The following is a 25,081-nucleotide window of genomic DNA, read 5'->3' as shown; positions in this document are numbered from 1 at the left end:
ACAATTTATCAGTCCTTTAATGTTTGAAGTTTCTCAGGATTAAAGCCAGAAATGTATTCATCAGGAGACATGCCTTCCTTGATTACTATTGGCATTGTCATAAAACCAAGTCCCTTGAATTGTTGAATTTTCTCTTCTCTTTCATTTGGATTTAGATCCTCATCAATGTTAATAGATTGGAAAGCTATTCCTGCTGCACCTAATACATTTTTAGTCATCATACACTTTGGGCAATTATTTTTAGTATAAACTGTAACCATGATACCACTCCTATTGTATAAAATTGATTTTAATTGTCTTCTAAGGTCACGGCTTAAAAATGGCCTAAGGCAAAAAAAAAGCCGTTCCTATTAACATGAACGGACAAAAAACGACAGTAGAATAACAATAAAAATACGCAAGCAAATCGCGCTTTCGCATCTCAACAGACTGCAGCTCATCTAAGACTTTCCATTTTGAAAGTAAAATAAAAGGACAGTATGTAACTATTTATCCTATCGTTTTCCGTTCTTACTCTCCGAAGAAAAGAAACACTAGTAAGTTTGGCGATCTATTGACTTAGGTCATCATCCTGAGAACCTTCTCGAAAATTACTATGCGGGGTAGTCACGGATTAACTGTCTTCCCTTTTAAGACAAAGATGTCGCCTACACTTACATTACTATATATGGTGCAGTAGATATTTGTTTTCTACAATATATTGAATTTATCATAATTTATTTTATTCTGCAATCCTATTTATAATAAAATAGATTATTAAAAGTTAAATAAGTATATTTTAAATTAGGGTAATAAATAATCTCTTTATATTCTATCATAAAAACACTGAAGTAGTTTCTTTTCTGTAATTTTTCTTCTTAAAGGGCTTAAGGTGATGTAATGACCGCTCGAACTATTGATATACAAGGTAATTAGCCGATTTTGCTAACATAATGTTTAAATTTGAGACTTCTTATTTAGTCTTTATAACTTTTGAGAAGTCTTTTTCTTGCTTAAGTGACAAGAAACTATTTCCAATATTTGTTTTGTATTAAGACATTAATGATGCCAAAAGGGTATTAAGGAAAAAATATATTTTCAACTTCTTGTTTTCCTTTGGTTTGAACTACTAGCTTTTGCAGAATATTTTCCGATCCATTCATTTTACCTTTTGCATATATGTGTTTAATAGAATTATTTATCGTATTTATCCCTTTTTGATAAAGTTCTGCTATAACCTCGATAACATATTAAAATCAACAATAAATCTCTTCAATTTTACAAAAAATTTACCAAATTTAAACAAATTCCCTACATTCAATTAATAAACATCCCATAAAATGAAATTTGTGGTTTAAAAATATACAATAGAAAAGGAGAAATGAAAAAAGTATGAAATTTATGAAAAAAATAACAGTAATACTACTACTTGTAGTGCTAACTATGGGTACTTTTGAGCTTCCTATTCTAGCCGCTAGTCAAAATTCTAGTCAGGAAGATACAAAACCTTCAAAGCCACAAGGGACTACTGGAGAGATAAATACAAATCCTCCTGAAGTTGAGCAACCTTTACCAGTAGTCGATAATGGCGGAAATGCCAATGATTCACAATTAAAGAATATAGCTTTGACTAATCCCTTTATAAGTATCTTAGATGGTTTTGATCAAGTATGGTCTATGAATCAACCAGACTGGAGAAATGGAATAGCGTTAACTATACCAGGTGCAAATGGGAAGGTTGCTAAATATGGTGACGGACCTACCGTTTATTTTGATGGATATAAAAATGATCAGACAAAGGTAGTAGCAGATAAGAAAACATATGCTAACGAAGAAATCAGAGATCCACAGACTTGGAAAGCTAATATTAAGTATGTAGAAGACGTTACTAATAACAGAACGGATGAAGAGGCTTTAGCGGCCTATTATGATGATCAAAGAGATAAGATCTATAGTATGATGGATGCTTTTGGTCCGTTGGCTAATGACTATGTAGAAATGGTAAATCCAAATACAGATGTTGTACGAACTATAGATGAAATGGACAAGGTGTTAGAAGAAGAAACAGCGGAAGATCAAAGTCAAGGAATGGGACCAGATTGGGTTAATACTGAGCTTTCAGGTATGTTAGGTTTAGTAGATGTAATTAGATTCAGGAACCCATCATCTTCAAGTCCTTCTAAATACTTTTTCTCATCTCCAAGACCATGGAGAATGAATTCAAACGGTGAAGTGATAGAAGTTGTTGATGAGAATGGAATGCCTGTTTGGGATACAATAGGTAGCGGAGAACCAACAACAGAAGATTTACCTTTAGGTGGAAAAAAGGAATCAGGAGAAAAACATTTTCAACAATATGAAACAAACGTTAAGGTAATTCCTGCGTTAGAATATGTAAAAAGAAAAGCGGAAGACGGAAGAGGAAAAGACGGAGCATTCCCAAGTGGTCATACAAGCGCAGCTTATTTATCATCATTTGCTTTTGCTTATGCTACACCAGAAAGATATTCAGAATTTCTAGCTAGAGCAGCTCAAATGGGAGAAAACAGAATAGTATCTGGGATGCACTCACCACTTGATGTTATAGGTGGAAGAATACAGTCTACAGCTATGACGGCATATGCATTAAGTAGAGAAGCCAATAAAGAAGTAAAAGACAAGGCTTATGAAAATACTGGAGAAGTATTTGGAGAATTAGCAGAAGCTAAAAACATGAGTTTGTATGAATATGCACATACTGTAACAGAAGAATATACATTTGAAAGTGCATACGATGAACAAAAATGGGAAAATCATGATGCAAATAAAGCATTCTATCGAGAAAAACTTACATACGGATTACCTCAGACTGGCATAAAAGGTTTAGACCCTGTAGTACCAAAAGGGGCTGAAGTTTTATTGGAAACTCGTCAACCTTACTTAACAGATGAACAACGTAGAGAAGTATTATATACAACTGAGATTGAATCTGGTTACCCTGTAATTGACGAATCCAATGGTTGGGGAAGAATCGATTTGGTAACAGCAGCTGATGGATACGGTGCGTTTTTAGAGAATGTAACGGTAGACATGGATGCCTCCAAAGGAAGATTTAATGCACATGACTGGTGGAGAAATAACATTAATGGCGAAGGTATGCTTACCAAAAAAGGAACTGGAATTCTTACATTGACGGGAGATAACAGTTATACAGGAGGTACATTGCTGCAAGAAGGAACATTAGAAGCTACTTCTGCGACTGCTTTTGGTGAAGGCGATCTTTATGTAGAAAATGGTACAGTTTTAGTTAATGTAGATGAACCACTGAATGTAAATGGTAACTTAACAATGGAAGCTGGAAGCCTAGATATTGCAATAGATAATGACAAAACGCAACTAAATGTAGATGGACTGTTATACCTTGATGGTGGGGATCTGAATTTGGATCTTTCTAATTATGAAATAGACAAGGCTGCGAATATTACTTTAATGACTGCTGACCAGGTGAAAGGTAATTTCGATAATATAACAGCAGATGATTACGAGGTAACTGTCACTTATAACAATAATAGTGTTGTTGCACATATCCAAGCAATCGATACTTCTGATCCAGGTTCACCAGATCCTGAAGATCCTGAAGATCCAAAAGACCCTGTCGATCCAGAAGGTCCTGAAGACTCAAAAGATCCAAAGAAACAAACCAGTGTTACCTTATCACCTGACGTTATCAATGGTGAGGCAACGATTGAAACAGATTCGCTAAATCAGCTTGCTGATAATGGTGAATTACGGATAGATTTACGTGATCATAATGATTCTGTTAATCTAGCATTTACTTCTGACCAAATAAAATGGCTGAAGGAGCATCGTATAACGATCTTCATTCAGTTGAAAAATGTCAGCTTGCAACTTGCTGCCTCCAATTTCACTAATGCATCCGAGGCTGCATCAATTCAGTTAGAGCGTTTAGCTGATATAGATCAAGCATTGAGTGTGGTCTATGATTTTGAAATCAAACAAGGTGAAAAAAGAATAACTACCTTCGACGAAAAAGTGACTCTGACATTTTCTGTTGATAATAACAAAGTTAATGATAAAGATCGGGTGCAACTTTTCTATTGGAATCCTGAACTAGAAGAATGGGAAGCAATCGGCGGAGAGTGGCAAGATGGAAACGTGACAGCGCAAACCGATCACTTCAGCACCTATACCGTTTTTGAACAGGAAGAAATAGAACAACAGCCTGTAACGGAAGACAAACAAAAACTACCGGAAACTGCTACTACGATCTATCAGTATTTATTAGCAGGGTTTTTACTCTTCTTAAGTGGTATGTTCTTCCTCTTCATGAGAAAAAGAAAAGCCTAATCGTTTAGATAGCTGAATATATGAAAATATCAAACAAAGAAAAAAACCAAATCTCAAATGATTTGGTTTTTTTCTTTGTTTTGTATCTATGTTAATAATTATTATACGGAATCACAGCAATTGACGAATCTTAACTTAACCTTAAACCTATCCTAAATATCATATAGACTAAAAGATTGCTTATTGATGTAAAGAAATCTATGGAGGTTTCTATTAAAAATAATGATTTAAAAAAACAAATCTATTATTTTCTTCCCTATGTAGTTTCGTCTATGTGTATCCGTTACACAAACTGGGTAAAAAATGTAAAGAAAGAGTAAAAAGAGGATCTATTCCACAATATTAAAGTATTTCAGGACATTTTTTGATGGACAACCGAATATAAATACAAAAGATATTTTAAATAAAAGGATTTGCCGAAAAGAATCTATCTTTACAGAACTTTGCTCTTTTATTTTAATGTCGGACAATCTTTATTTTTGTATTAGTTCTGCTTGGCGTAGCAGTATTAGTAGAATTGCTTAATTACATAAGTAGCTTATGCCGTATCATCGACAAGGCACAAAGGAGTACAACTCTGTTAAAATCGTCGTAACAGACGAGATTGACGAACTTATAACACATAGCATTTTCTACACGGCTCTATTATCAGTGCGAGAAATAAGCTCAAAATCAACTGGACGCCTGAGGTCGAGCAAAAGGTGTTGCGGAGTCTATATAAGGATTTTGACCAATCTATTAATTACTAATACTCTTTCTGTCCTCTATAAACGAAAAATGCCCAATATGTCTTTCGGTAGGGTCTAACATCATAGATTCAGATAAATTGGATTGCTGTTTAAAAGTATAGTTTAACATTTTGCTAACATTTCTCTGATATGATCAAAACATCGCTTAGTTAATATTCTGATAAGAAAATTATTGCATAGGTTAATTACCTTATAGCACTAATAATTATTCGTAAAAAGCAAACCTCATTGTTAGCGATATTCATATTAGTTGTATTTTTGGTATATTACTGTCTTACTGTGTATTGCCTAGTAAAATATAATAATGGAAATTATTTAAATAGGGGGATGGATAATTTTGAATAATAATACGCAATTGGATTTAAAAAATAAAAAAATCATTGTCCTTGGAGGAGATGGGTTTTGTGGATGGCCAACCAGTTTGCACCTGTCGAACTTAGGTCACGAAGTTGTGATTATTGATAATCTGTCGAGACGTAACATTGACTATGAATTAGAAGCGGAATCATTAACACCGATCCAACCGATTGGGACGAGGTTAACTGCATGGGAAGAGATAAGCGGAAATAAAATAGATTTTTATAATATTGATATTGCCACGTACTATGATGAGCTTCTCCGAGTGATAATTAAAGAGAAACCAGATGCAATTATCCACTTTGCTGAGCAACGTTCAGCGCCTTATTCAATGAAATCTTCTAAACACAAAAGATATACCGTAAACAACAATTCTAATGCGACACATAACGTATTATGTGCAATTGTTGAATCTGGACTTGATATCCATCTCGTACATTTAGGTACTATGGGTGTTTATGGATACGGTACGGCTGGTGTCAAAATTCCAGAAGGTTATTTGGATGTGGAAGTGAAAACAGAAACCGGTGATCGGGTACATAAACAAATTCTTTATCCGACCAATCCTGGCTCCGTTTATCATATGACAAAGTCCCAAGACCATTTACTTTTCCAATATTATAATAAAAACGATAATGTGAGAGTAACAGATCTTCATCAAGGGATTGTATGGGGAACAAATACAATGGAGACTAAGCTTGATGAGAGGTTGATTAATCGTTTTGATTATGATGGTGATTATGGAACGGTTTTGAATCGCTTTTTAATGCAAGCGGCTGTTGGTTATCCTATTACTGTACATGGATCTGGGGGACAAACACGTGCGTTTATACATATTCAAGATACAGTTAGATGTATTCAACTAGCAATTGAGAATCCACCTGCACGAGATGAAAAAGTAATGATATTTAACCAAATGACAGAAACGCACTGTGTGAGAGATTTAGCAAAGCTAATTAGTGAACTGACAGGCGGGGAAATCGCTTATGTAGATAATCCAAGGAAAGAAGCTCCCGAAAACGAATTACATGTTAAAAATGATCTTTTCTTATCGAAAGGTTTAAAGCCTATTATGTTAAATGATGGATTATTGCAAGAAGTGACAAAGGTTGCTAAACAATATGCTTATCGCGCCGATCACGCAAAAATACCAGCTAAGAGCATGTGGACGAAAGAACAAAAACCAGGAATTCCAAGGAAAGTAGTAGATCCGGTTTAAGTCAAAATTTCCTGGGCAATTTTTGTTGATAATAAAGGTATACAGTATAGTTAATAATTATCTTCAAAGACTCACTGTATGTAAATCTGTGTAAACAAAAAACACCTAAAGGTGAGTGTACTTTTATGCGAATTGCAATAATTACAGAAACGTTTCTACCATCTACAGATGGGATTGTAACAAGATTATGTGCATCGATTCGATGGTTGGAAAATCAGGGGCATGATGTGATAGTGATTGCACCTGATTTAGGTGTATCAGACTTTGAGGGTATTCCAATTGCTGGGGTACCCGCATATACTTTCTTCTTATATAAAGACAAAAAGTATTCCTTTTTGTCACTTAAAGTAAAGAAACACCTGAAAGATTTTCAACCAGATATTGTACATGTCGTTAATCCGGCCTTTCTCGGGGTAACTGGTATTTATTATACAAAGCAATTAGGATTACCTTTAGTAGCTTCTTATCATACGCACGTTCCAAAATATGCAGAATATTATCGTGTCCCGTTCTTAAAGCCAATTCTTTGGTGGTATTTCCGTTCTTTGCATAATAGAGCGGATGTGAACCTCTGTACTTCAAAATCTGTATTGGAAGAATTAAAACAGAAGCGCTTTAAAGATGTCCATTTTTGGAAACGAGGGGTCGATACTGTGCAGTATCAACCAGATCACTTTGATGTAAAAATGCGTGATAGGCTAACGCGTGGTAATAAGGATAAGAAATTATTACTCTATGTAGGTAGACTTGCTCCGGAAAAGGACATAGAAAAGATTCGTAAGGTATTGGAACAGTCTGATGACTATTGCCTTGCGATTGTGGGAGACGGTCCACACCGTGCTTATTTAGAAGATTACTTTAAAGAAACAGACACGGTATTTACTGGTTTTTTACATGGAGATGAGCTTGCTTGTGCCTATGCTTCATCGGACATATTTGTGTTTCCTTCTACAACAGAAACATTGGGACTTGTGCTATTAGAAGCAATGTCTTCTGGTTTACCTGTTGTTGCTGCACAAAGTGGTCCAACGAGTGAGCAAGTTGAACATGGTAGAACAGGATTGCTTTACAATCCGGACCATGAAGGTGATTTTGTTCAATGTGTTCTAAAACTTAAGGATGATCATTATCGTAGGTTATTAGGTATGGAAGCGCACAAAACGAGTCAAGCAATTGGTTGGGATGCACCTTCTAGCCAATTGTTAACCTTTTATAAAAAGACGGTGAAACAATACCATCGTTCATCTGTACTTGTAAGAGAAAGCAATTGATAATATTACAACCAAAGCGGTGTTTGGAATGAAATTTCTTAAACGGTATAAAAATGGCTTTATTGAATTTGGAAAATATAGTGTGATAGGAATCGTGTGTGCTGTACTAGATATTGGTATACTCAATGGAATTCTATATTTTTACCCTACAAATGATACGGTTTTGTTAACTACCTATAATTCTTTGTCTTATATGGTAGCTATTTTAAATAGCTATTATTGGAATTCAAAATATACATTTAAAATTAAAAAATCAAAGAAGCAATTTGCAGTTTTTGTCGTTCAAGCATTCGTGAGCTTGTTGATCGCAAATATTGTCTTTATTGGCGGATTGAGAGTATTTGAATTGACTTCCACTCTTCCGAACTGGCTTCAAACAAATATAGCAAAGGGACTATCCATGTATTTATCCTCCCTAGCAAGCTTCTTTTTCAATAAATACTTTGTATTCAAAAATCATTGGGAAAGAGGACTAGAGTAGTTGAATGAAAAGGGGAGAGCTTAATTAGCTCTCTCCCTTTTATGATTATGGAGCAGTGCAATCAAATATGTAGTCAGATCGTTAAAGCGGAACATAAGAAGGCGATTTATACTCCAAGTCACAACAACGCTTTTTATTTTTCATAATCAGCTTTACATTGTGTTTAGGTTCCCAATTCATCCAAAAGCATCTTCCTTATTATTCCTTGTACTTATCTGGAGAGCTATGCAAGGTTTGAAATAATTCTAGCACTCTCCAATCCCAGCTACTTTCTTCTACTTTAAAAAACCATCTTTTCAGCACATGATTTAATCTTTTATAGTATTTTTTTCTGTTTATCATGTCACTTCTAGAAATTAATAGTTTTTAGTATAAAATCTTCACTCTCTGTGTCAAATAGTCAGACAAACATCTAATTTATTCTATTAAAATTCATGATTTAACATTTCATTAACATTTCTTTAGCATCATATAATTATCCCTCCTTATAATTTAGATAGATAATCAAAAAGAACAATAATTTAAAAGGGAGGGGAAAAAAGTGAAAGAAGAAACAATGGAGTACACTGATTCATCATATACACAAGAAGACAGGGAAGAGGTGAAAAAAATCTTACAGCAGTATAATCCACCAAAAGATAGTCTTATCGATCAGATAAAAGTGTTAGATGAAAAAGCAAAACGACAGGGGTTAATTGTTTCTATTGTGATAGGAGTGGTTGGTTCTTTAACACTTGGTTCGGGAATGTGTCTAGTTTTACTGACTGATATACTTCCATGGGGGATTATTACAGGTGTTATAGGAATGTTAATTATGGGTCTAGCCTTTCCCGTGTACTTATCATTTCTTAAGAAGGGGAAGGCTAAGTATGGAGAAGAAATAAGAAAATTAAGTGAGGAGCTATTAAATCAATAGGATTTATAACGATGTGCGTTTATTAAAAGATCAGAACAAAATGAACGGTGTGCTTATACCTATCTATGGTGAGCAATAAATGATTTAGTTAAAAGAATAAAAGAATCTGATTTTAGATGTTTCAGATTTCGTGGGTGATCAATAATGAAGTCAATACCTTATATGAATGACATAAAAGAATATCAACGTGTTTCGTTCTCTAAACTAAGAGGCAAATTTGTAATGACGATCTATGTCATTTTAAATCTTCTAGTAGTTATAACACTATATCATTCAGCAACCCAGGGTGATTGGGGAAATGTTTTTACTTGTATCAAGGTACTACTATTATTCATCATGCTGTCTTTACTTGATAGGATATTAAAAGTAGAATTGCCGTCCATATTATTCGTTTCTGTGCAGTTATTTATATTTGCTGCAATGATTTTGGGAGAAGTACAAGCATTCTATATTAGGTTTTCATACTGGGATACTATGCTACATACGATAAATGGTTTTCTATTTGCTGTGTTTGGATATATAATACTAAATATAATAGATGGTCAAAATCCAAGTAATAGAAGCATTGTCAAGCAAATTCATTTCATATTTACAGCACTATGCTTCTCTATGACTGTTGGAGTTATATGGGAATTCTATGAATTTGTGATGGATAGTTTTTTTGGTAGAGATATGCAGAAAGACACAATTATACGTACAATTAATTCAATGAAAATCAATGAATCTACTCATTCAGTAACAGTTTTTAACAATATAAATGATGTAACCATAAATGGCAAGAACCTCGACCTTGATGGTTATTTAGATATAGGACTCTATGATACAATGAGTGATCTTTATGTTAACTTTATAGGAGCGTTTATATTTTGTCTCCTTCTTTATTTTAGTTATAAGGCAAGCTCTAAGTGTAAAATATTTCGATCCTTGATCACTAGTACAAGAAGAAGGTGAAAATTGTTCATGTAAGTTCAATCTGTTTTGAGAATTTAAACACTAGGTTAAGTTTATCCGGTTATACTTTAAGCCGTAGCCTTATAATTAAGACAGTACGAAAACCGTGACATTACACTTTTTTTATAAATGAGGTAGCTTTTCATAAAGAAAAATAAGCAGAACATATGAAAAAGTAATAAAGGGATGAGGATAAGTATGCGGAAGGTTACAAAAGAAAAAGGGAAGTATAGTTTGTTCTCATTCAACAATATTTTAATTTTTTTCTTCTTAACGTTTTTGGTTGGTTCAGTCAATATTGCTTTGTATGTAAATATTATGGATTCCTACGATATTCTAGTGGAAGTATTTCTTTTCGGAAATCTGCTATTTATAAGCATAATATTTAGTGTGTTTGATGCAGTTCGGAGGAAATTTACGATAGAAAAGCCTGTACGTAAAATTTTAGGGGCAGTAGAGAAGATATCAAAGGGAGAATTTGGAACCCAGGTCGCTACTCATCATACAAAAAGAATGAATGAATTTGATGAAATTATTGCAGGTATCAACAAGATGTCAGATGAACTTGCAAAGGTAGAGACATTGAAAACAGACTTCATATCCAATGTTACCCATGAGATCAAGACACCGCTTGCTATTATTCAAAACTATGCGACGTTACAGCAAAATGAATCACTGTCGGATGAAAACAGAATTGAATATGCGCAGACTATTTCAGATGCAACAAAAAGGTTATCAGGTTTAGTAACAAATATTCTGAAATTAAATAAACTTGAGAATCAAGAGATTTATCCAAAAGTAGAGGAATACAACATTAGTGAGCAGTTGAGACGCAGTCTGCTTTCATATGAAGAGGTATGGAATGAAAAGAATTTAAATATTACAGCTGACATTGAGGATGCAATTGTATCTTGTGATGAAAACCTTTTAGAAATTGTATGGAATAACCTTATTTCCAATGCAATTAAGTTTACTGATCCAGGTGGAGAAATAACAATCACACTAAAAAATAAAATAGATTCAATAGAAGTGAAAGTTCAGGACACAGGCTGTGGAATTGATAAAACAACCGGATTGCATATCTTTGATAAGTTTTATCAAGGAGATACATCCCACGCGAAGGAAGGTAATGGTTTAGGACTTGCCATGGTAAAAAGGGTTGTTGACATTTTAGCGGGTGATATTTCTGTTGAAAGTAGACTAGGTATAGGAAGTACTTTTATAGTGGAAATTAAGAAATAGTCATTATTAGAATTATAAATTAGCAAAACAGAATGCTGGATATTGATCCAAGCGTCTGTTTTTTTTATTGTTTATGAAATTACAAATTGGCATGTACACAATTATAGTATTAAGTCCAAAATCTTGATGGCTGCTTAAGCTAATGGTATCTATCGTTTGTACATTCCATCGACCAAGACCCTTTTCAACCATATTTAGTCAGCCTAATCTATCTAAGAAGCAGCTTTTAAATACACTTTGTTAACATTTAAATATTCCGTTAATAATTCGTTCACTTCTTATAAATATGTTTCGTCCATAATGACATCAAGACAGCTCTAGTGCAAATATCATCTATATTACCTAGCCTTCGGTGTATTGTTATTGTAAGAATGCCATTGTGACAAGCTGTCATGACATTAATGGAATAAGTGCGTCATGGTACTTCATGTTAACAATTTATTAATATATCCATGATATACTGAAATCTAAAAAAGGAGTTAGACAGTGAATAAGATATTGGTTGTAGAAGATAACGATAATTTAAATAAAGTGGTATGCAAACATCTAAGTGATCACGGATATTCTGTCATTAGTTGTTTGAATGCAAATGATGCATTAGCACAACTATCAGAACAAATGGTAGATATGATTATTTCTGATATTATGATGCCAGAGATTGATGGATTTGAACTTGCAAGTTCGGTCCGAAAACTAAATAATACAATACCTATTCTTTTTATGTCAGCTCTAGATGACATATCCTCGAAGCGAAAAGGATTCAGGTTAGGAATTGATGATTACATGGTAAAACCTCTTGAATTGGACGAATTAATTATGCGTGTGGAGGCTTTAATCCGACGAGCAAATATTGTGAATGAAAGGAAACTCACAGTAGGAGATTTGGTATTGGATGTGGATGAGATGACCACGTATCTAGATGGGGAAGAGGTTCAGGTAACAGTAAGAGAGTTTCATGTATTATATAAACTTCTCTCTTATCCAAAGAAAACATTTACACGAGCACATTTAATGGATGAGTTTTGGGGATATGAGACAGAAACAGACCCTAGATCGGTTGATGTTTACATTACTAAGCTTCGCAGTAAATTTAAAGCATGCAAAGCATTTGAAATCGTTACGGTTCATGGACTTGGATATAAAGCAGTACTACATGAAGAAAACAAATAGATATGCCCCAAGAGTTAAGTAGAAACGTGAATAAGTATGTATCGAAAAAAACAATAAAAGAGGATAGAAATCGCGGAGGATATGGAGGGGTGAAAAATGGATGAAAATAAGGGGAATGGTGGGTATAGCTTCACTTATCATGCGAGTGAAAAGCAGAAAATTCGTAGAGAGGTAGAACTGATCCGTAACCAGTATTTAGAGGAAGATGGGACCAGCGATAAATTGGAGCGATTGAAAGCGTTGGACAACAAGGTTAAAAAAACTCCCATTATTATATCTTGGATTATTGGTGTAGTTGGCACTTTGGTTTTTGGTGGTGGGTTAAGCTTATATATGGCATTAAGTCATGAAATAGCAGGGATTATTACCGCAATACCTGGAGTTGTAATGATTTTGCTCGCAAATCCATGTTATAAGGCATTGCTAAAAAAAAGAAAAGAAAAATATTCATTGGAGGTAATTACATTAAGCAATGAGTTATTAGAGGAAATTTAATACGCGGAATCAGGGCTGAAACAGCTAACTCAATATAAATGGTGAAAATTCCTTTCATAAGCGGGAACTTCCTCTTTAAAATCCCCTCTTTAACGAGCTCAATTTCAGTATTTAATCGATAAATATCTGCTTATCTCACTTTTGCTGTTTACTCGATTAAGGATAAAGCACTTAAAAACACAGGGACAGATCAAGTTACACTTTAGGGGAGTTTATCAATAATATCGAATTGATAATGAGGTAGTAAACTTGGAAGGAAGATAGGGGATGATATAAATTGGATAAACGATTTGGATGGGCATATATTGGAAGTGGAAGTATAGCACAAAAAACTGCTAATCAAATACTTGCTAAAGGTGACCATAAGATCATATCAGTCTGGTCTAAACACAAAGAAAATTCAGATAAATTTGCTAAGAAATACAATTGTTTAGCATTTGAAAGAATGGAAGATGCTATACAAGCGCAAGGGGTAGAAGGTGTTTACATAGCGACACCACACACGGCACACTTTAACAATGCATTGCTGGCCTTGAAATGCCAAAAGCCTGTCTTAATTGAAAAACCAATTACAGTAAATACAAAAGAATTAAAGATGCTGTTAGAATACGGAACTAAACACAACTTGTATATAGGGGAAGCAATGTGGATGAAATTTAATCCATTAGCTAAATTTATAAACGAATATGTTAAAGCAGGGAATATAGGGGATATTTTAGAGTTGGATGCTAGTTTTTGTGTTTGGTCTCCAAGAAGAAAAAGGGTTAATAGACCTGAGTTAGGAGGGGGAGCTTTACTTGATTTAGGAGTTTACCCTATAACATACAGTCATATGTTATTAGGAAAGCCATCAGCTATTGATGCCAAAACGAAATTAAACAAATTTGGTGTGGATGGTGATGATGAAATTAGACTAATTAATAAAAATGATTCAGTAAGTAATATATCAACTTCCATCTTTAAATATAGTATGATTCAGACAAATATAATAGGAAATAATGGGAAAATCAAGGTGCCTAATTTTTTTTCTGGTAACAAAGCAGTTATAACATCCGATGGGAAAAAGTTTGTCTATAAAACGGATGGTAGTAGTTATACCTATCAATTTAATAAGGTGGCTCAGGATATTAGGCTAGGAAAATTAGAAAGTGAAGAGGTACAGCATAAAGATAGTCTTGAAATAATGGAAATAATGGACGAGTGTAGAAAGCAATTTGGGGTCTATTACAAAAATGATGGAGCCTAAAGAAAAAGGATAATTTTTGCAACTTTCTGCGAATCCTTCTCTCTTTTTTAAAATGATTATTTAAAATATTGCATTAGTCCTTGTTATCAGGAGGATGGTTATTTAAGTGAGGTGAGAGTGAAATGCTAACATTGAGAATATTAATGCAGGATTCTCATAAGTGGACTGAACTTATGAGAATCTTTTTTAAAAAAATAAAGTAGTTGATTGCTATTTTTCATTTCATTTTGTGTAGTGATGTGTATATCATCATATTTCAGAAAATAGTAATTTTATGTTAATTGTTATTTAATGTAAACTTATTCATTTCATTTTTAAGCCCAAAAGCAACTTTATTTAGCTGTTCTGCAGAAGAAGAAATTTCTTCATTTGAAGCTGATTGTTCTTCAACTGATGCAGCTACATTTTGTACACTAGATGATATTTGTGCTGTATCACTAGTGATAACTCTAATGATTTCTATAGTCGTTTTAGCTTTTTCATTCACCTCTAACGACCTACTATTGACCATTTTTGACTGGTCACTGATCTGGTGAACATATTCTACAATATGCTTAAAGGCTTCACCACTTTTGTTCATAATATTAGTGCCTTCCTCAACTACTGTTGTTCCATTTTTAATTGAACTTACAGCATTAACAGTTTCCTTTTGGATTTCAGTTATCAGTTTACTAATATTTCCGGCCGCTTCGCTGGACTCTTCTGCCAATTTGCGAACCTCATCAGCTACCACAGCAAATCCTTTACCAGCTTCACCAGCTCGAGCAGCTTCAATGGAAGCATTTAAGGCCAGAAGATTGGTTTGTTCAGCTATTGATGTAATAAGAGAGACAATTTTACTAATTTCCTTTGATTTCTCACCAAGTGCATTAATGATTGCGGACGATTCTTTAACAGATGTCTGTATTAAATCCATCTTAGAAATGGTTCCCTCTATTAACTCAATTCCCGAATTTGCTTGATTATTCGTTTCATTTGATAGCTGATAAACAGATTGAATTGAAGCTGTGACGTTACCCATTTCATCAGCGACTAATTGTGCTAATTGTTCTAAGTCCAAAATTTTATTTACTTGCTTTTCTGAACTAGAGGCAATTTCTTGAATAGCACTAGAAATTTGGTTGACTGATTCACTTGATTGTTCTGTACTACTTTTTAACTCCTCAGAATGGGCCGAAGTATGTGTCGTTGTATCATTGGCTTTTTTAATTAGTGAATTTAAGTTATTTGTCATTTCATTAAAGGATGTTATTAAACGCCCTATTTCGTCATTGGATCGGTCATGAACTTGAACGGTTAGATCCCCTTGTGATGCTTGTTGTAATGCGACTGCTATTTTATTAATTCTATTTATTACTAAAATTCTTACAAGTAAAACAATAACGATGGTAGTAATAAGAAAAGAAACGAGGTTACTTATAATAAGCCCAACAGTACCATGTATGAAATTGGCTAAATATTCCTTAATGATTACCTCTGAGATTAGCGAAGTAATCATTAAACCTATAACTACTCCTAAAATAACTTTTACAATTAAACTACTTTGTATTTTGAAACCCTTCTTTTTTTTCATATCCATATGACATCCTCATTCCATTCTATTTTATAGTATATTTATCGACAAAATCATTAAAAACTGTAGCGGATACTCTCTTGCCAAGCAGACTTTTTATGTTTACAAACCACCCCCCTTCTTTTTTTCAAAAAAGGGGGTTATTCACTGTTGGTTTCGCCTAATTTTTTTAGATTACTTAATCGCTTATGAATTGGAAGATTGGGATACATGTAGTACATTTCTTAAACATTTAACATTTCACAAACATTTTTCTTACATCTTATAAACATGTTTTTGAAATAATGAATCCATCGAAAGAAACAATGTCAGAATAAAGGTTTCTACTATGAAGGGAGAAAAGCATGAAGAAGTTAGGTAAATTGATAACTAGCTTGATAGCTGTAATCGTAGCATTAGTGACATTACGTAAATGTACTGAAAGAAAAAAGTTATCTTAGAAAGGGGTAGAATTAATGGCTAAGTTATTATTTAAACTAGGTAAGTGGGCAGGGGCTAATAGTAAGAAGGTGTTAGTTGCCTTTATTCTTTTTAGTGCGATTTTGGGTGGAATTGTTGGAATTCAAGGTATGTCCTTTAGTGAAGGAACATCTATGCCAGGTACTGAATCAGAAGAGGCTTTAAAAGTATTAAATAAGGAATTTTCAAGTGGTGAAAGTTTAGGCGAAGTCGACATTGTTATGAAGGCTCAAGATAATGAAGCCTTAGATTCAGAAGAAAACAAAGCTGTTATCAATGAATTACTTAATGAAATTAAGAAAGATGATGCGGTCAAATCGGTTGCTACACCAGCGGAAGTTGGTAATATTAATTCGGAAAAGCAAATCGGATATGCTATCGTAACATACAAAACCCCAGCTGAAGATGTATCTCAAACATCAAAAGATATAGTGGAAAGAAGCTTGGAGATCACTCGTGATCAAGGTATTCAGACAGGATTAGCAGGAAGCGTAGAATTCGAAAAAACACAAGCTGGTGGAGGTCCTGGTGAAATTATAGGTGTTATTGTCGCCTATGTCATTTTGACTATCACTTTTGCATCTTTCATTGTTGCAGGAATGCCAATACTTACAGCGATTATCGGTTTGGGAATAGGTATTCTATTAATATTAATTGGAACAAATTATTTTGATATATCTTCTGTTTCTCTTACTTTAGCAGGGATGCTGGGCTTAGCAGTTGGAATTGATTATGCCTTATTTATCATCTCTAGATTCAAGCAACAATTAAAAAAAGGATTTTCCGTTAGAGATTCGATTGCAATAGCAAACGCTACTGCAGGTAGTGCCGTAGTCTTCGCTGGAATTACAGTTATGATAGCACTACTAGGACTTTCTGTTGTTAATATTCCGTTTATAACATCAATGGGTATTGCTACAGCTGTAGTCGTTTTATTTTCCATTATTGTAGCAGTTCTAGTTGTACCAGCTATCCTAGGGTTAGTGGGTCACAGACTTAGGGTAGAAAAAGGAAATAAATTTTTACAGAAAATTAATCGTACTAATAAAAAAACGGATGCTAATACGAATAAATGGGGTAAATTTGTCACCAATCATCCATTGGTTATTTCAATATTAGGTATTACTGCATTAGTAGTGATGTCCATTCCATTTTTCCACTTAAATCTTGGACTCCCAAACGATGGGAGTAAACCGTATGAGTTTGCTGAGAGAGAAGGTTATGATTTATTAACAGAAGCATATGGAGAGGGTTACCATGCATCATTAGTTGTTATTGCAGATCCTGCTAATGATAAAAATGCAACAAAAGATAAACTAGAAACGTTATCCAACAAAATTAGTGATTTAGATCATGTCGCAAGCACCTCTCCGACAATGCCAAACAAAGATGGTGATATGTTCTTAATAAATGTAACACCGGAGGGTGGACCGAATGATCAAGAAACAAAAGATGTAGTTAGAGAAATAAGAGATCTATCTGATGCAAACGGTATTAATCTAATGGTTACTGGTTCTACAGCTGTTAACATTGATGTTACTGAACACATCATGGATGCTTTACCGACTTTTGCGACACTAATTGTTGTGTTTGCATTTGTACTCATGATGGTAGTATTCCGATCTCTTCTTGTACCATTAAAAGCTGTTCTTGGTTTTGTGCTTTCGATTGCTGCGACACTTGGTTTTACGGTGTTTGTTGTACAAGACGGCAACTTAATTGATGTGTTCGGTTTTCCAGGCTCTACATCAGTACTATTCCTATTACCAGTTCTATGTATAGGTATTTTGTTTGGCCTTTCCATGGACTATGAAGTATTCCTAGTAAGTCGGATTAGAGAAGAATACCTTCATACTGGTGATGCTAAAAAAGCAATTCTTGTAGGTATGAAAGAGAATGGTGCGGTTGTAACAGCAGCAGGTTTAATTATGGTAGTTGTATTTTCAGGCTTTATCTTCTCCCATGATCCTACGATTAAGCAAATGGGATTGGGATTAGCATTTGGAGTACTATTTGATGCCTTTATTGTCAGAATGACGATTGTACCTGCTGTGATGACATTAATGGGGAAAGCTTCTTGGTACTTCCCAAAATGGTTAGATAAGATTCTCCCGAAATTCGATATCGAAGGTGAGGAAATTATGAAAGAGGTGGCACAACCTAAAGTAAGAGGTTCAAGAAAAGTTATGTACAACTTAGACTTGAATGAAAAGTAAAGAAATGCAGTATAGGGGTAAGGAAATGGCTAATTGCAGCCATTTCCTTACATTATAACAAAATATACCAAGGGAGAGGCGTGTTAATTGTATTTGATATTCGCTATTTTCTTATACCTATTGATTGGAGTTTATGTCGTTATTTGGGTGATAAAGGACTCAAATTATTCTTTGGTGCTCCTGACGTTAACAGCAGCTATAATAATTTTAAGTTATCCCTACCTATTACTAAAATATTATTTTAGAAATTAATATAATAAAGGAAATCTACCTGCATTGGGCATTTATTGTTTTAATACTTTTGTGTTGTATTAGTAATTAATTCTTCTTATTTACCTAAATGAATGTCAGGTGATGAATACGAATACTTTTTAAATAAGCTACGATATTGGAATTTTCCCTTTCTAGTAGGATTAGTAAGGAGTGAACTATTATGACAAACAAGGAAATTTTTGAGGATATATATGTGAATTTCAATAAAAATATTTTATACTATCTCACAAGAGTTTTGAAAGATTATCATCAAGCAGAGGATCTCATGCATGAAACTTTTCTTAAGGCGTATAGAAAGATGGATACGTTCAAGAAAGACTCAAATATATTGACATGGTTATATGCCATTGCACACAATGTAGCTGTTGATTATATACGCAAACAGAACAAATTAAATGTATGTCTGCAGCGAGTGAAAATGAATTCATATTCATTATGGCATCCAGACCCTGCAATGGAAAGCACCATGGATTTCATGATTTCATTTTCTAAATTAAAACTTTCTTATAGGCAAGTTATTACATTGCGTAGATTTAAGGATTATACAACTAATGAAGCAGGGGAAAAACTGAATTGGTCAGATAGTAAGGTGAAAACCACTCTCTCAAGAGCTACGTGTAAGTTAGAGAAACAATTAATAGAGGATGAACAACATAATAATTAGAGTAGTACAAAATGTTGAAATATTCATATCAGATTGGGGAATAGCTAATGTAGCCCTTATGATTATCCGCAAGATTATATGAATCACTATGGTCGTTTGTTTGTGATAGATTGTTTCATCTAATTAATTTGGTAATAATACCATTACTACCTTGATAGGCAGTGATTGGGCTAATACTAGCAATGCATTTCTATATTTATATAGTTAATTCTGTACCGATTTCTATTACTTTCCATAAAGTTCATGCATAAATTGTCCTCAAAAGTATTCTTATTTTAAAGCGTTTATGATATTAAGGCAACATAAACACCGTATAGAGTTGTTCCTCTGGATTCGTTAAGAGTTTAAAACCACTATAGTGCCAATTAATACCTTCCAAAATCTCTGCTTGCAATAATTTAGCTATTGAAAAGAAATGTTGATTTAACAGGAATTTAAGAATGTATTTTTAATTATTTCTTTATTATATGCGGGCTTCATGATGTAATAAGCCATGCCTATCCCAAAAATAACTTTAGTAAAAGGCTTCTCAAGGATATTTTAATTTTTTGAAGCCTTTTTTGTTTTTTTCAATGATTGGTATGCCTCCTGGAATATTGTTAATAATTGTAGACAAGGTTTCCTTATATGTTAATTCCTCAAACCTTTTCATGGTAAAATCACCTTCCATATCATGATTTTTAGGATTAATGACTGCCAGATCAGATCATTCTTCTAAGGATCGAGTGTAACTAACCTTCTGATTAACACAACTTGCAAGGGAATCCTCCATTCCTAATTGTAGTTATAATTATTAAGATTCAAATGGTTAATTATAAATTCAACCACTAGATACATATAATATTGTACCTACAACTATTATCAAAAATATCTAAAAGATTATGGACGCCAGTTTACAAAAAAAATACTATATGATATATTAAGTGTGTTAAAAATGTTAAATAAAAATTTAATTAATTTAACAAAGAGTAAAAAGACTCAACTTAGAATTGGTTGTGGACGGTTCAGAAACAACGATGGACATCACCGATATTTTTCAAAATCTTGGATAGATGAACACTCTTATATAAGGCAAATCTGCTTGGTGGAGTACATAGAATGAGTATCTATTTGGTACCAAAATCCTAAACGACTGAAATGTGTAAAATATCCTATCTTATATAACTACTAATCTACTAACTGATTTAAATAACTAAGGGGGAAATTATAATGAATGATTTTACTATACAAATGATCTCTGCATTCAATATTAAATACGAAGGGAGGGTTGGAAAATGAAGCAATCGTATGATTATGTAATTGTTGGTGGCGGTAGTGCTGGTTCTGTACTTGGTGATCGTCTAAGTGCAGATGGGAAACGCAGTGTTCTTGTGTTAGAGGCTGGACGTAAGGATTTTTCATGGGATTTATTAATCCAAATGCCAGCAGCTTTACCTTTCCCTGCAGGAAAAAGTCTTTACGACTGGAGATATGAATCTGACCCTGAACCATATATGAATGGTCGACGTATCAAACATGCCCGTGGAAAGGTGCTCGGCGGTTCGGGCTCAATCAACGGTATGATTTTTCAACGCGGTAATCCATTGGACTATGAACGTTGGGGAGCTGACCCAGGCATGGAAACGTGGGACTTTGCACACTGTCTGCCGTATTTCAAACGCATGGAAAATGCATTAGCTTCTGAACCAGGTGATGAGCTTCGTGGTCATGATGGTCCTTTAAAATTAGAACGTGGACCAGCTACTAATCCTTTATTTCAAGCCTTCTTTGACGCAGCTGTCGAGGCCGGTTACTCACGCACTCCAGATGTAAACGGTTTTCGACAAGAAGGATTTGGACCATTTGATAAGCATGTGTACAAAGGTAGAAGGTTTGGCCCTTCACGTGCATATCTGCATCCTAATATGGAACGTCAGAATCTTACGGTACAAACTCGTGCTTTTGTTATAAGTATAGATTTCAATGGTACCCGTGCAAGTGGTGTGACATATCAACGAAATGGAAAGACTCATCATGTTGCAGCAGGCGAAGTAATACTTGCAGGTGGTGCAATCAATACGCCACAGCTACTTCAACTTTCAGGTGTGGGTGATGCTGAACACTTGCGTTCACTTGGTATCAAACCAGTAGTTGATCTTCCTGGTGTAGGGGAAAACCTTCAAGATCATCTTGAAACCTACATTCAATACTCGTGTCCACTACCGGTTTCACAGCAGCCTAGCTTAAATAAAGCTCGGATGCCGTGGATTGGTTTGCAATGGTTGCTTGGACGTAAAGGTCCAGCTGCAACAAACCATTTTGAAGGTGGAGGTTTTGTTCGTTCAAACGAGGACGTTGACTATCCAAATTTGATGTTCCACTTCCTTCCGGTAGCGGTACGGTACGATGGACAAAAAGCAGCTACTAAACACGGATTCCAGGTACACGTAGGACCTATGTACTCTGATGCTCGAGGGTCATTAAAGATTCGTTCGAAAGATCCTAAGGAACATCCGAGCATGGTTTACAACTATCTTTCAACGGAACAGGACCGACGTGAATGGGTTGAAGCAATTAAGGTTTCTCGTGAAATCATGTCTCAGCCAGCTATGGCACCTTATAATTCTGGAGAAATCTCACCGGGTCCTTCCGTTCGTACAGACGAAGAAATTTTGGATTGGGTGGCAAAAGACGCTGAGACTGCACTTCACCCAAGTTGTACCGCAAAGATGGGGCCAGCTTCAGATCCATTGTCTGTTGTAGATCCGCAAACAATGAAGGTCCATGGGCTCGAAAATGTGCGTGTGGTTGATGCTTCAGCTATGCCTTATGTCACTAACGGTAATATCCATGCACCAGTGTTGATGTTGGCGGAAAAGGCAGCGGACTTAATTCTTGGGCGCAAACCGCTAGAGCCTATTAATGCCGACTATTATCGTCATGGAGTACATCCAGCCGACGCAGGCACAGTAAAAGCTTAAACATAATACTATAATATTATTTTCTCTTAGAAGGCACTCTTTCCAAAATGAAAGAGTGCCTTCCTTATGTTAGGAATAGCTTAAGTTAATGACAAGTATTAACCCCTTACCTATCTGTATGAAGTGAAAATTGTTTCTTTATGGTAAGGTTAAAGCGGAAGGAAGGGGTTATTAGCAGGTATTGCATTTTATATTCTAGGAGAAATTTGTCAAAGTCCTTTATTTGGTAGTTGGACTGTTGTCAGATGTACTATTATCGATTCCATTTTGGAGGTTATTTCAATGAATTATAGTCATCGTCCTTGGTCGATTCCTAGGAAACCCTTGTTTATTAGGAAACATACAGGGAGCATTTGCTTCTTGCACATTGGATGATTGATATAGTTTTAATAAGACCTTATATACCAGAATCTTTAGAAAGCGATACGTACGATGGGATGCCTGGCTTGCTGTCGTCCCCGTTTGAAATGAGGAATATCCGTGTAAGATAACTTATGAAAATACCACTTACTTCAAGTTTTCCTGAAATAAATGTTCGAACATACAAAAAAATGCGAAACAAGGAGTTTATTTTTTTAGTTTAAATGCTGCTAGTAGTAATTTATAAATACAAAAGAAGCTAGTCTCCCAAATAAGAGACTAACTTCTAGTTTTTTTCTACTATTTCCTATGTCTTATTTTACCCATTCGCCAATCAATTCTTCATTCTCTTCAATCCATTTCTTTGCTCCGTCAAGAGGAACCTCGGCACTTTCGACATAATCGATAAGCTGCCCAATTTGCTGGTCATCCATCTTCCAATTTTTAAACCATTCATTTACTTCTGGGTAATCATCCTCAAATCCATGTCTTGTAGCATGGTGAATTTTCTCTACACCACCGAATGTGTTTTGCGGATCTTCTAGGAATTTTAGGTCGTATTTAGAAAATACCCAATGTGGGCTCCAGAGCGGTGCCACGATCGGTTCTTCATTTTTTACAGCCTTTCCAATCTCAGCCAACATTGCTGGTTCAGAACTAGTTAATAGCTCAAAGTCAAGGTTATAGTCTTTGATTAATTGTTCCGTTACTTCCATTGTACCAGCGCCGGGATCAAATCCTACAATTTCGCCCTCAAATAAATCCTTATGCTCATTTAAGTCTTCCACACTATTCACTTCTTCTAAATAGGTTGGGACAACTAAACCTACTTTCGCGTTATCAAACCAGGTTTCTTCTGAGAAGTTGACACTATCTTGATACGTTTCTAAATAGTTTGCATCTTGTACAGGTAACCATATTTCTAAACTAGCGTCTAGCTCGCCGCTTTCTAAAGCTTTCATTGTAGTACCCATGTTTAAAACGCTAAGTTTTACGTTATATCCTTTTTCTTCTAGTATTGCTTTCCACATATTTGTTACTGCAATATTTTCGGCCCAGTTAATCTGACCTATCGTTAATTCTTTATCACTGGCTTTTGTTTCTGCACTTGTTTGTTCAGTGCCTGACTCATCACTAGTGCTCCCACACGCTGTCAGTACTGCAACCAATAGTAGTACTAAAATTAGACTAAGTTCTTTTTTCCATTTGTTCACTTAAAAAAACTCCCCTTTGTTTTTTTATATAAAATATTCTGCGTTAAATGTATTAAGAATATTTTTAACAATAATACAAAACTAATTAATCTCTATTTTAAAAGAGATGAGTAAAACAAATATTTATACTAGGTAGTCAATAGTGTTCATTCTATTAACTACCTAATATCTTCTGTTCTTTTAATCTTGCTGATCTTTAGGTAAAAATTCAAATATCTTGCCACTTCTTATACTCGCAACTAAGTGTTCTAACCAGTGATAGTATGTTTTAGATTCTTCTAATTGGTCATAGAATTTTTTTGCCTCTGCGACAACTTCTGGTGTGCTTGTAGAATCTTTAATAACATTTATAAAATCCTCTTGTGCTTCTTCAATTGCTTCCATGTTCATTTTTACTTCTCGTTCCCACATTTGACAATAAAACACCATAAAGGATCGAAAGAAGTTTTTCTCTGCTACATAGGTGTGTTTTCTAGAACCACGTGTAAATGTTTTCTTGACCATTTCTATTTCTTGGAGCTTGCGGACACTCGTACTCATACTCGGTTTACTCATTCCGAGCTCCGTACGCATTTCATCAAGAGTCATTTGATCTTTAAAATACATCGTGGCATATAAATTTGCGGCAGCTGGTGTTACACCATATAAATCCATTGTCTCAGCAATGGCCCCGATGACTTTATCTTTGGCATCTTCTATTTTATTTCTGGACTTTTCAGTAGATTCACTCATAAAGTCGCTCCTTTAACATAAAGTTAAGCGTGTTAAATATTTTTTAAATCTTCTTTACAAACTTTATGATACCGTGTTCAGGTTAAATGTCAAATGGAATTTGTGATTTTAATAGCTTGAAAGAGGGTTAAAACCTAGTATTTACAAGTGTTCTACTGGATTTAAAATCTTTCTAAACTTTTAAGTGTATTTAAATCTTTGACAGTC

General features: G+C 34.6%; 18 protein-coding genes. 14 read left to right on the top strand and 4 right to left on the bottom strand.

The genetic code is table 11. The features are described 5' to 3' along the window. Nucleotides 1–8: 8 nt before the first annotated feature. Entirely contained in the window at nt 9–260 is a 252-nt protein-coding gene (locus tag H7K77_RS14130) for a glutaredoxin domain-containing protein (RefSeq protein WP_186578504.1), read from the bottom strand. A gap of 1,120 nt (nt 261–1,380) precedes the next feature. Here H7K77_RS14130 and H7K77_RS14125 point away from each other — a divergent pair. The 10 genes from H7K77_RS14125 to H7K77_RS14080 all read left to right on the top strand — a co-directional run bounded on the left by H7K77_RS14125 (nt 1,381) and on the right by H7K77_RS14080 (nt 14,423). After that, entirely contained in the window at nt 1,381–4,326 is a 2,946-nt protein-coding gene (locus H7K77_RS14125) for a phosphatase PAP2 family protein (protein WP_235988942.1), read from the top strand. 1,086 nt (nt 4,327–5,412) lie between these two features. Then, nucleotides 5,413–6,651 carry an NAD-dependent epimerase/dehydratase family protein gene (locus tag H7K77_RS14120; RefSeq protein ID WP_235988941.1) on the top strand — a complete coding sequence of 413 codons (1,239 nt, stop codon included), beginning with the start codon at nt 5,413–5,415 and terminating at the stop codon, nt 6,649–6,651. A 125-nt stretch (nt 6,652–6,776) separates the two neighbouring features. Continuing rightward, nucleotides 6,777–7,922 carry a glycosyltransferase family 4 protein gene (locus H7K77_RS14115; RefSeq protein ID WP_186578502.1) on the top strand — a complete coding sequence of 382 codons (1,146 nt, stop codon included), beginning with the start codon at nt 6,777–6,779 and terminating at the stop codon, nt 7,920–7,922. 28 nt (nt 7,923–7,950) lie between these two features. Beyond that, the gene (locus tag H7K77_RS14110; RefSeq protein WP_186578501.1) at nt 7,951–8,403 is read left to right on the top strand and encodes a GtrA family protein; all 453 of its coding nucleotides are present in this window, start codon (nt 7,951–7,953) and stop codon (nt 8,401–8,403) included. 541 nt (nt 8,404–8,944) lie between these two features. Continuing rightward, nucleotides 8,945–9,319 carry a GlsB/YeaQ/YmgE family stress response membrane protein gene (locus tag H7K77_RS14105; protein ID WP_186578500.1) on the top strand — a complete coding sequence of 125 codons (375 nt, stop codon included), beginning with the start codon at nt 8,945–8,947 and terminating at the stop codon, nt 9,317–9,319. 144 nt (nt 9,320–9,463) lie between these two features. Continuing rightward, nucleotides 9,464–10,270 (top strand): hypothetical protein, encoded by an 807-nt coding sequence (locus H7K77_RS14100; protein ID WP_186578499.1) that lies wholly within the window; start codon nt 9,464–9,466, stop codon nt 10,268–10,270. A 198-nt stretch (nt 10,271–10,468) separates the two neighbouring features. Beyond that, the gene (locus H7K77_RS14095; protein ID WP_186578498.1) at nt 10,469–11,512 is read left to right on the top strand and encodes a HAMP domain-containing sensor histidine kinase; all 1,044 of its coding nucleotides are present in this window, start codon (nt 10,469–10,471) and stop codon (nt 11,510–11,512) included. Between the two features lie 486 nt (nt 11,513–11,998). Then, nucleotides 11,999–12,682 (top strand): response regulator transcription factor, encoded by a 684-nt coding sequence (locus H7K77_RS14090; protein ID WP_186578497.1) that lies wholly within the window; start codon nt 11,999–12,001, stop codon nt 12,680–12,682. A 96-nt stretch (nt 12,683–12,778) separates the two neighbouring features. Beyond that, nucleotides 12,779–13,177: a hypothetical protein gene (locus H7K77_RS14085; RefSeq protein WP_186578496.1), complete on the top strand. Its 399-nt coding sequence runs from the start codon at nt 12,779–12,781 to the stop codon at nt 13,175–13,177. 277 nt (nt 13,178–13,454) lie between these two features. Beyond that, nucleotides 13,455–14,423 (top strand): Gfo/Idh/MocA family protein, encoded by a 969-nt coding sequence (locus tag H7K77_RS14080; RefSeq protein ID WP_186578495.1) that lies wholly within the window; start codon nt 13,455–13,457, stop codon nt 14,421–14,423. A gap of 277 nt (nt 14,424–14,700) precedes the next feature. On the opposite strand, the gene H7K77_RS14075 is transcribed toward H7K77_RS14080, so the two are convergent. Beyond that, complete coding sequence (locus H7K77_RS14075) at nt 14,701–15,996, bottom strand: methyl-accepting chemotaxis protein (RefSeq protein WP_186578494.1); 1,296 nt, start codon at nt 15,994–15,996, stop codon at nt 14,701–14,703. Between the two features lie 455 nt (nt 15,997–16,451). Between H7K77_RS14075 and H7K77_RS14070 the strand changes: the two genes are divergently transcribed. From H7K77_RS14070 to H7K77_RS14055, 4 genes are all read left to right on the top strand, one after another. Beyond that, on the top strand, nt 16,452–18,671 hold the full coding sequence (locus H7K77_RS14070; RefSeq protein WP_186578493.1) for an MMPL family transporter: 2,220 nt from the start codon (nt 16,452–16,454) through the stop codon (nt 18,669–18,671). Nucleotides 18,672–19,104: 433 nt separating this feature from the next. Continuing rightward, a complete protein-coding gene (locus tag H7K77_RS14065; protein WP_186578492.1) occupies nt 19,105–19,608 on the top strand; it encodes an RNA polymerase sigma factor in 504 nt (167 codons plus the stop codon). 1,274 nt (nt 19,609–20,882) lie between these two features. After that, nucleotides 20,883–22,568 (top strand): choline dehydrogenase, encoded by a 1,686-nt coding sequence (gene betA, locus H7K77_RS14060; RefSeq protein ID WP_186578491.1) that lies wholly within the window; start codon nt 20,883–20,885, stop codon nt 22,566–22,568. A 353-nt stretch (nt 22,569–22,921) separates the two neighbouring features. Continuing rightward, on the top strand, nt 22,922–23,059 hold the full coding sequence (locus H7K77_RS14055; RefSeq protein ID WP_186578490.1) for a DUF2071 domain-containing protein: 138 nt from the start codon (nt 22,922–22,924) through the stop codon (nt 23,057–23,059). A gap of 183 nt (nt 23,060–23,242) precedes the next feature. Here H7K77_RS14055 and H7K77_RS14050 read toward each other — a convergent pair whose 3' ends face one another. Both H7K77_RS14050 and cudC read right to left on the bottom strand, forming a co-directional pair. Continuing rightward, nucleotides 23,243–24,142: a glycine betaine ABC transporter substrate-binding protein gene (locus tag H7K77_RS14050; RefSeq protein WP_186578489.1), complete on the bottom strand. Its 900-nt coding sequence runs from the start codon at nt 24,140–24,142 to the stop codon at nt 23,243–23,245. 180 nt (nt 24,143–24,322) lie between these two features. Next, on the bottom strand, nt 24,323–24,874 hold the full coding sequence (cudC, locus tag H7K77_RS14045) for a choline uptake/conversion transcriptional regulator CudC (RefSeq protein WP_186578488.1): 552 nt from the start codon (nt 24,872–24,874) through the stop codon (nt 24,323–24,325). Nucleotides 24,875–25,081 lie beyond the last annotated feature (207 nt).

This window comes from Aquibacillus kalidii, assembly GCF_014280935.1.
In the GTDB taxonomy this organism is placed as follows: Bacteria; Bacillota; Bacilli; order Bacillales; family Amphibacillaceae; genus Aquibacillus_D; species Aquibacillus_D kalidii.
This window is presented reverse-complemented; position numbering and strand designations above follow the sequence as displayed.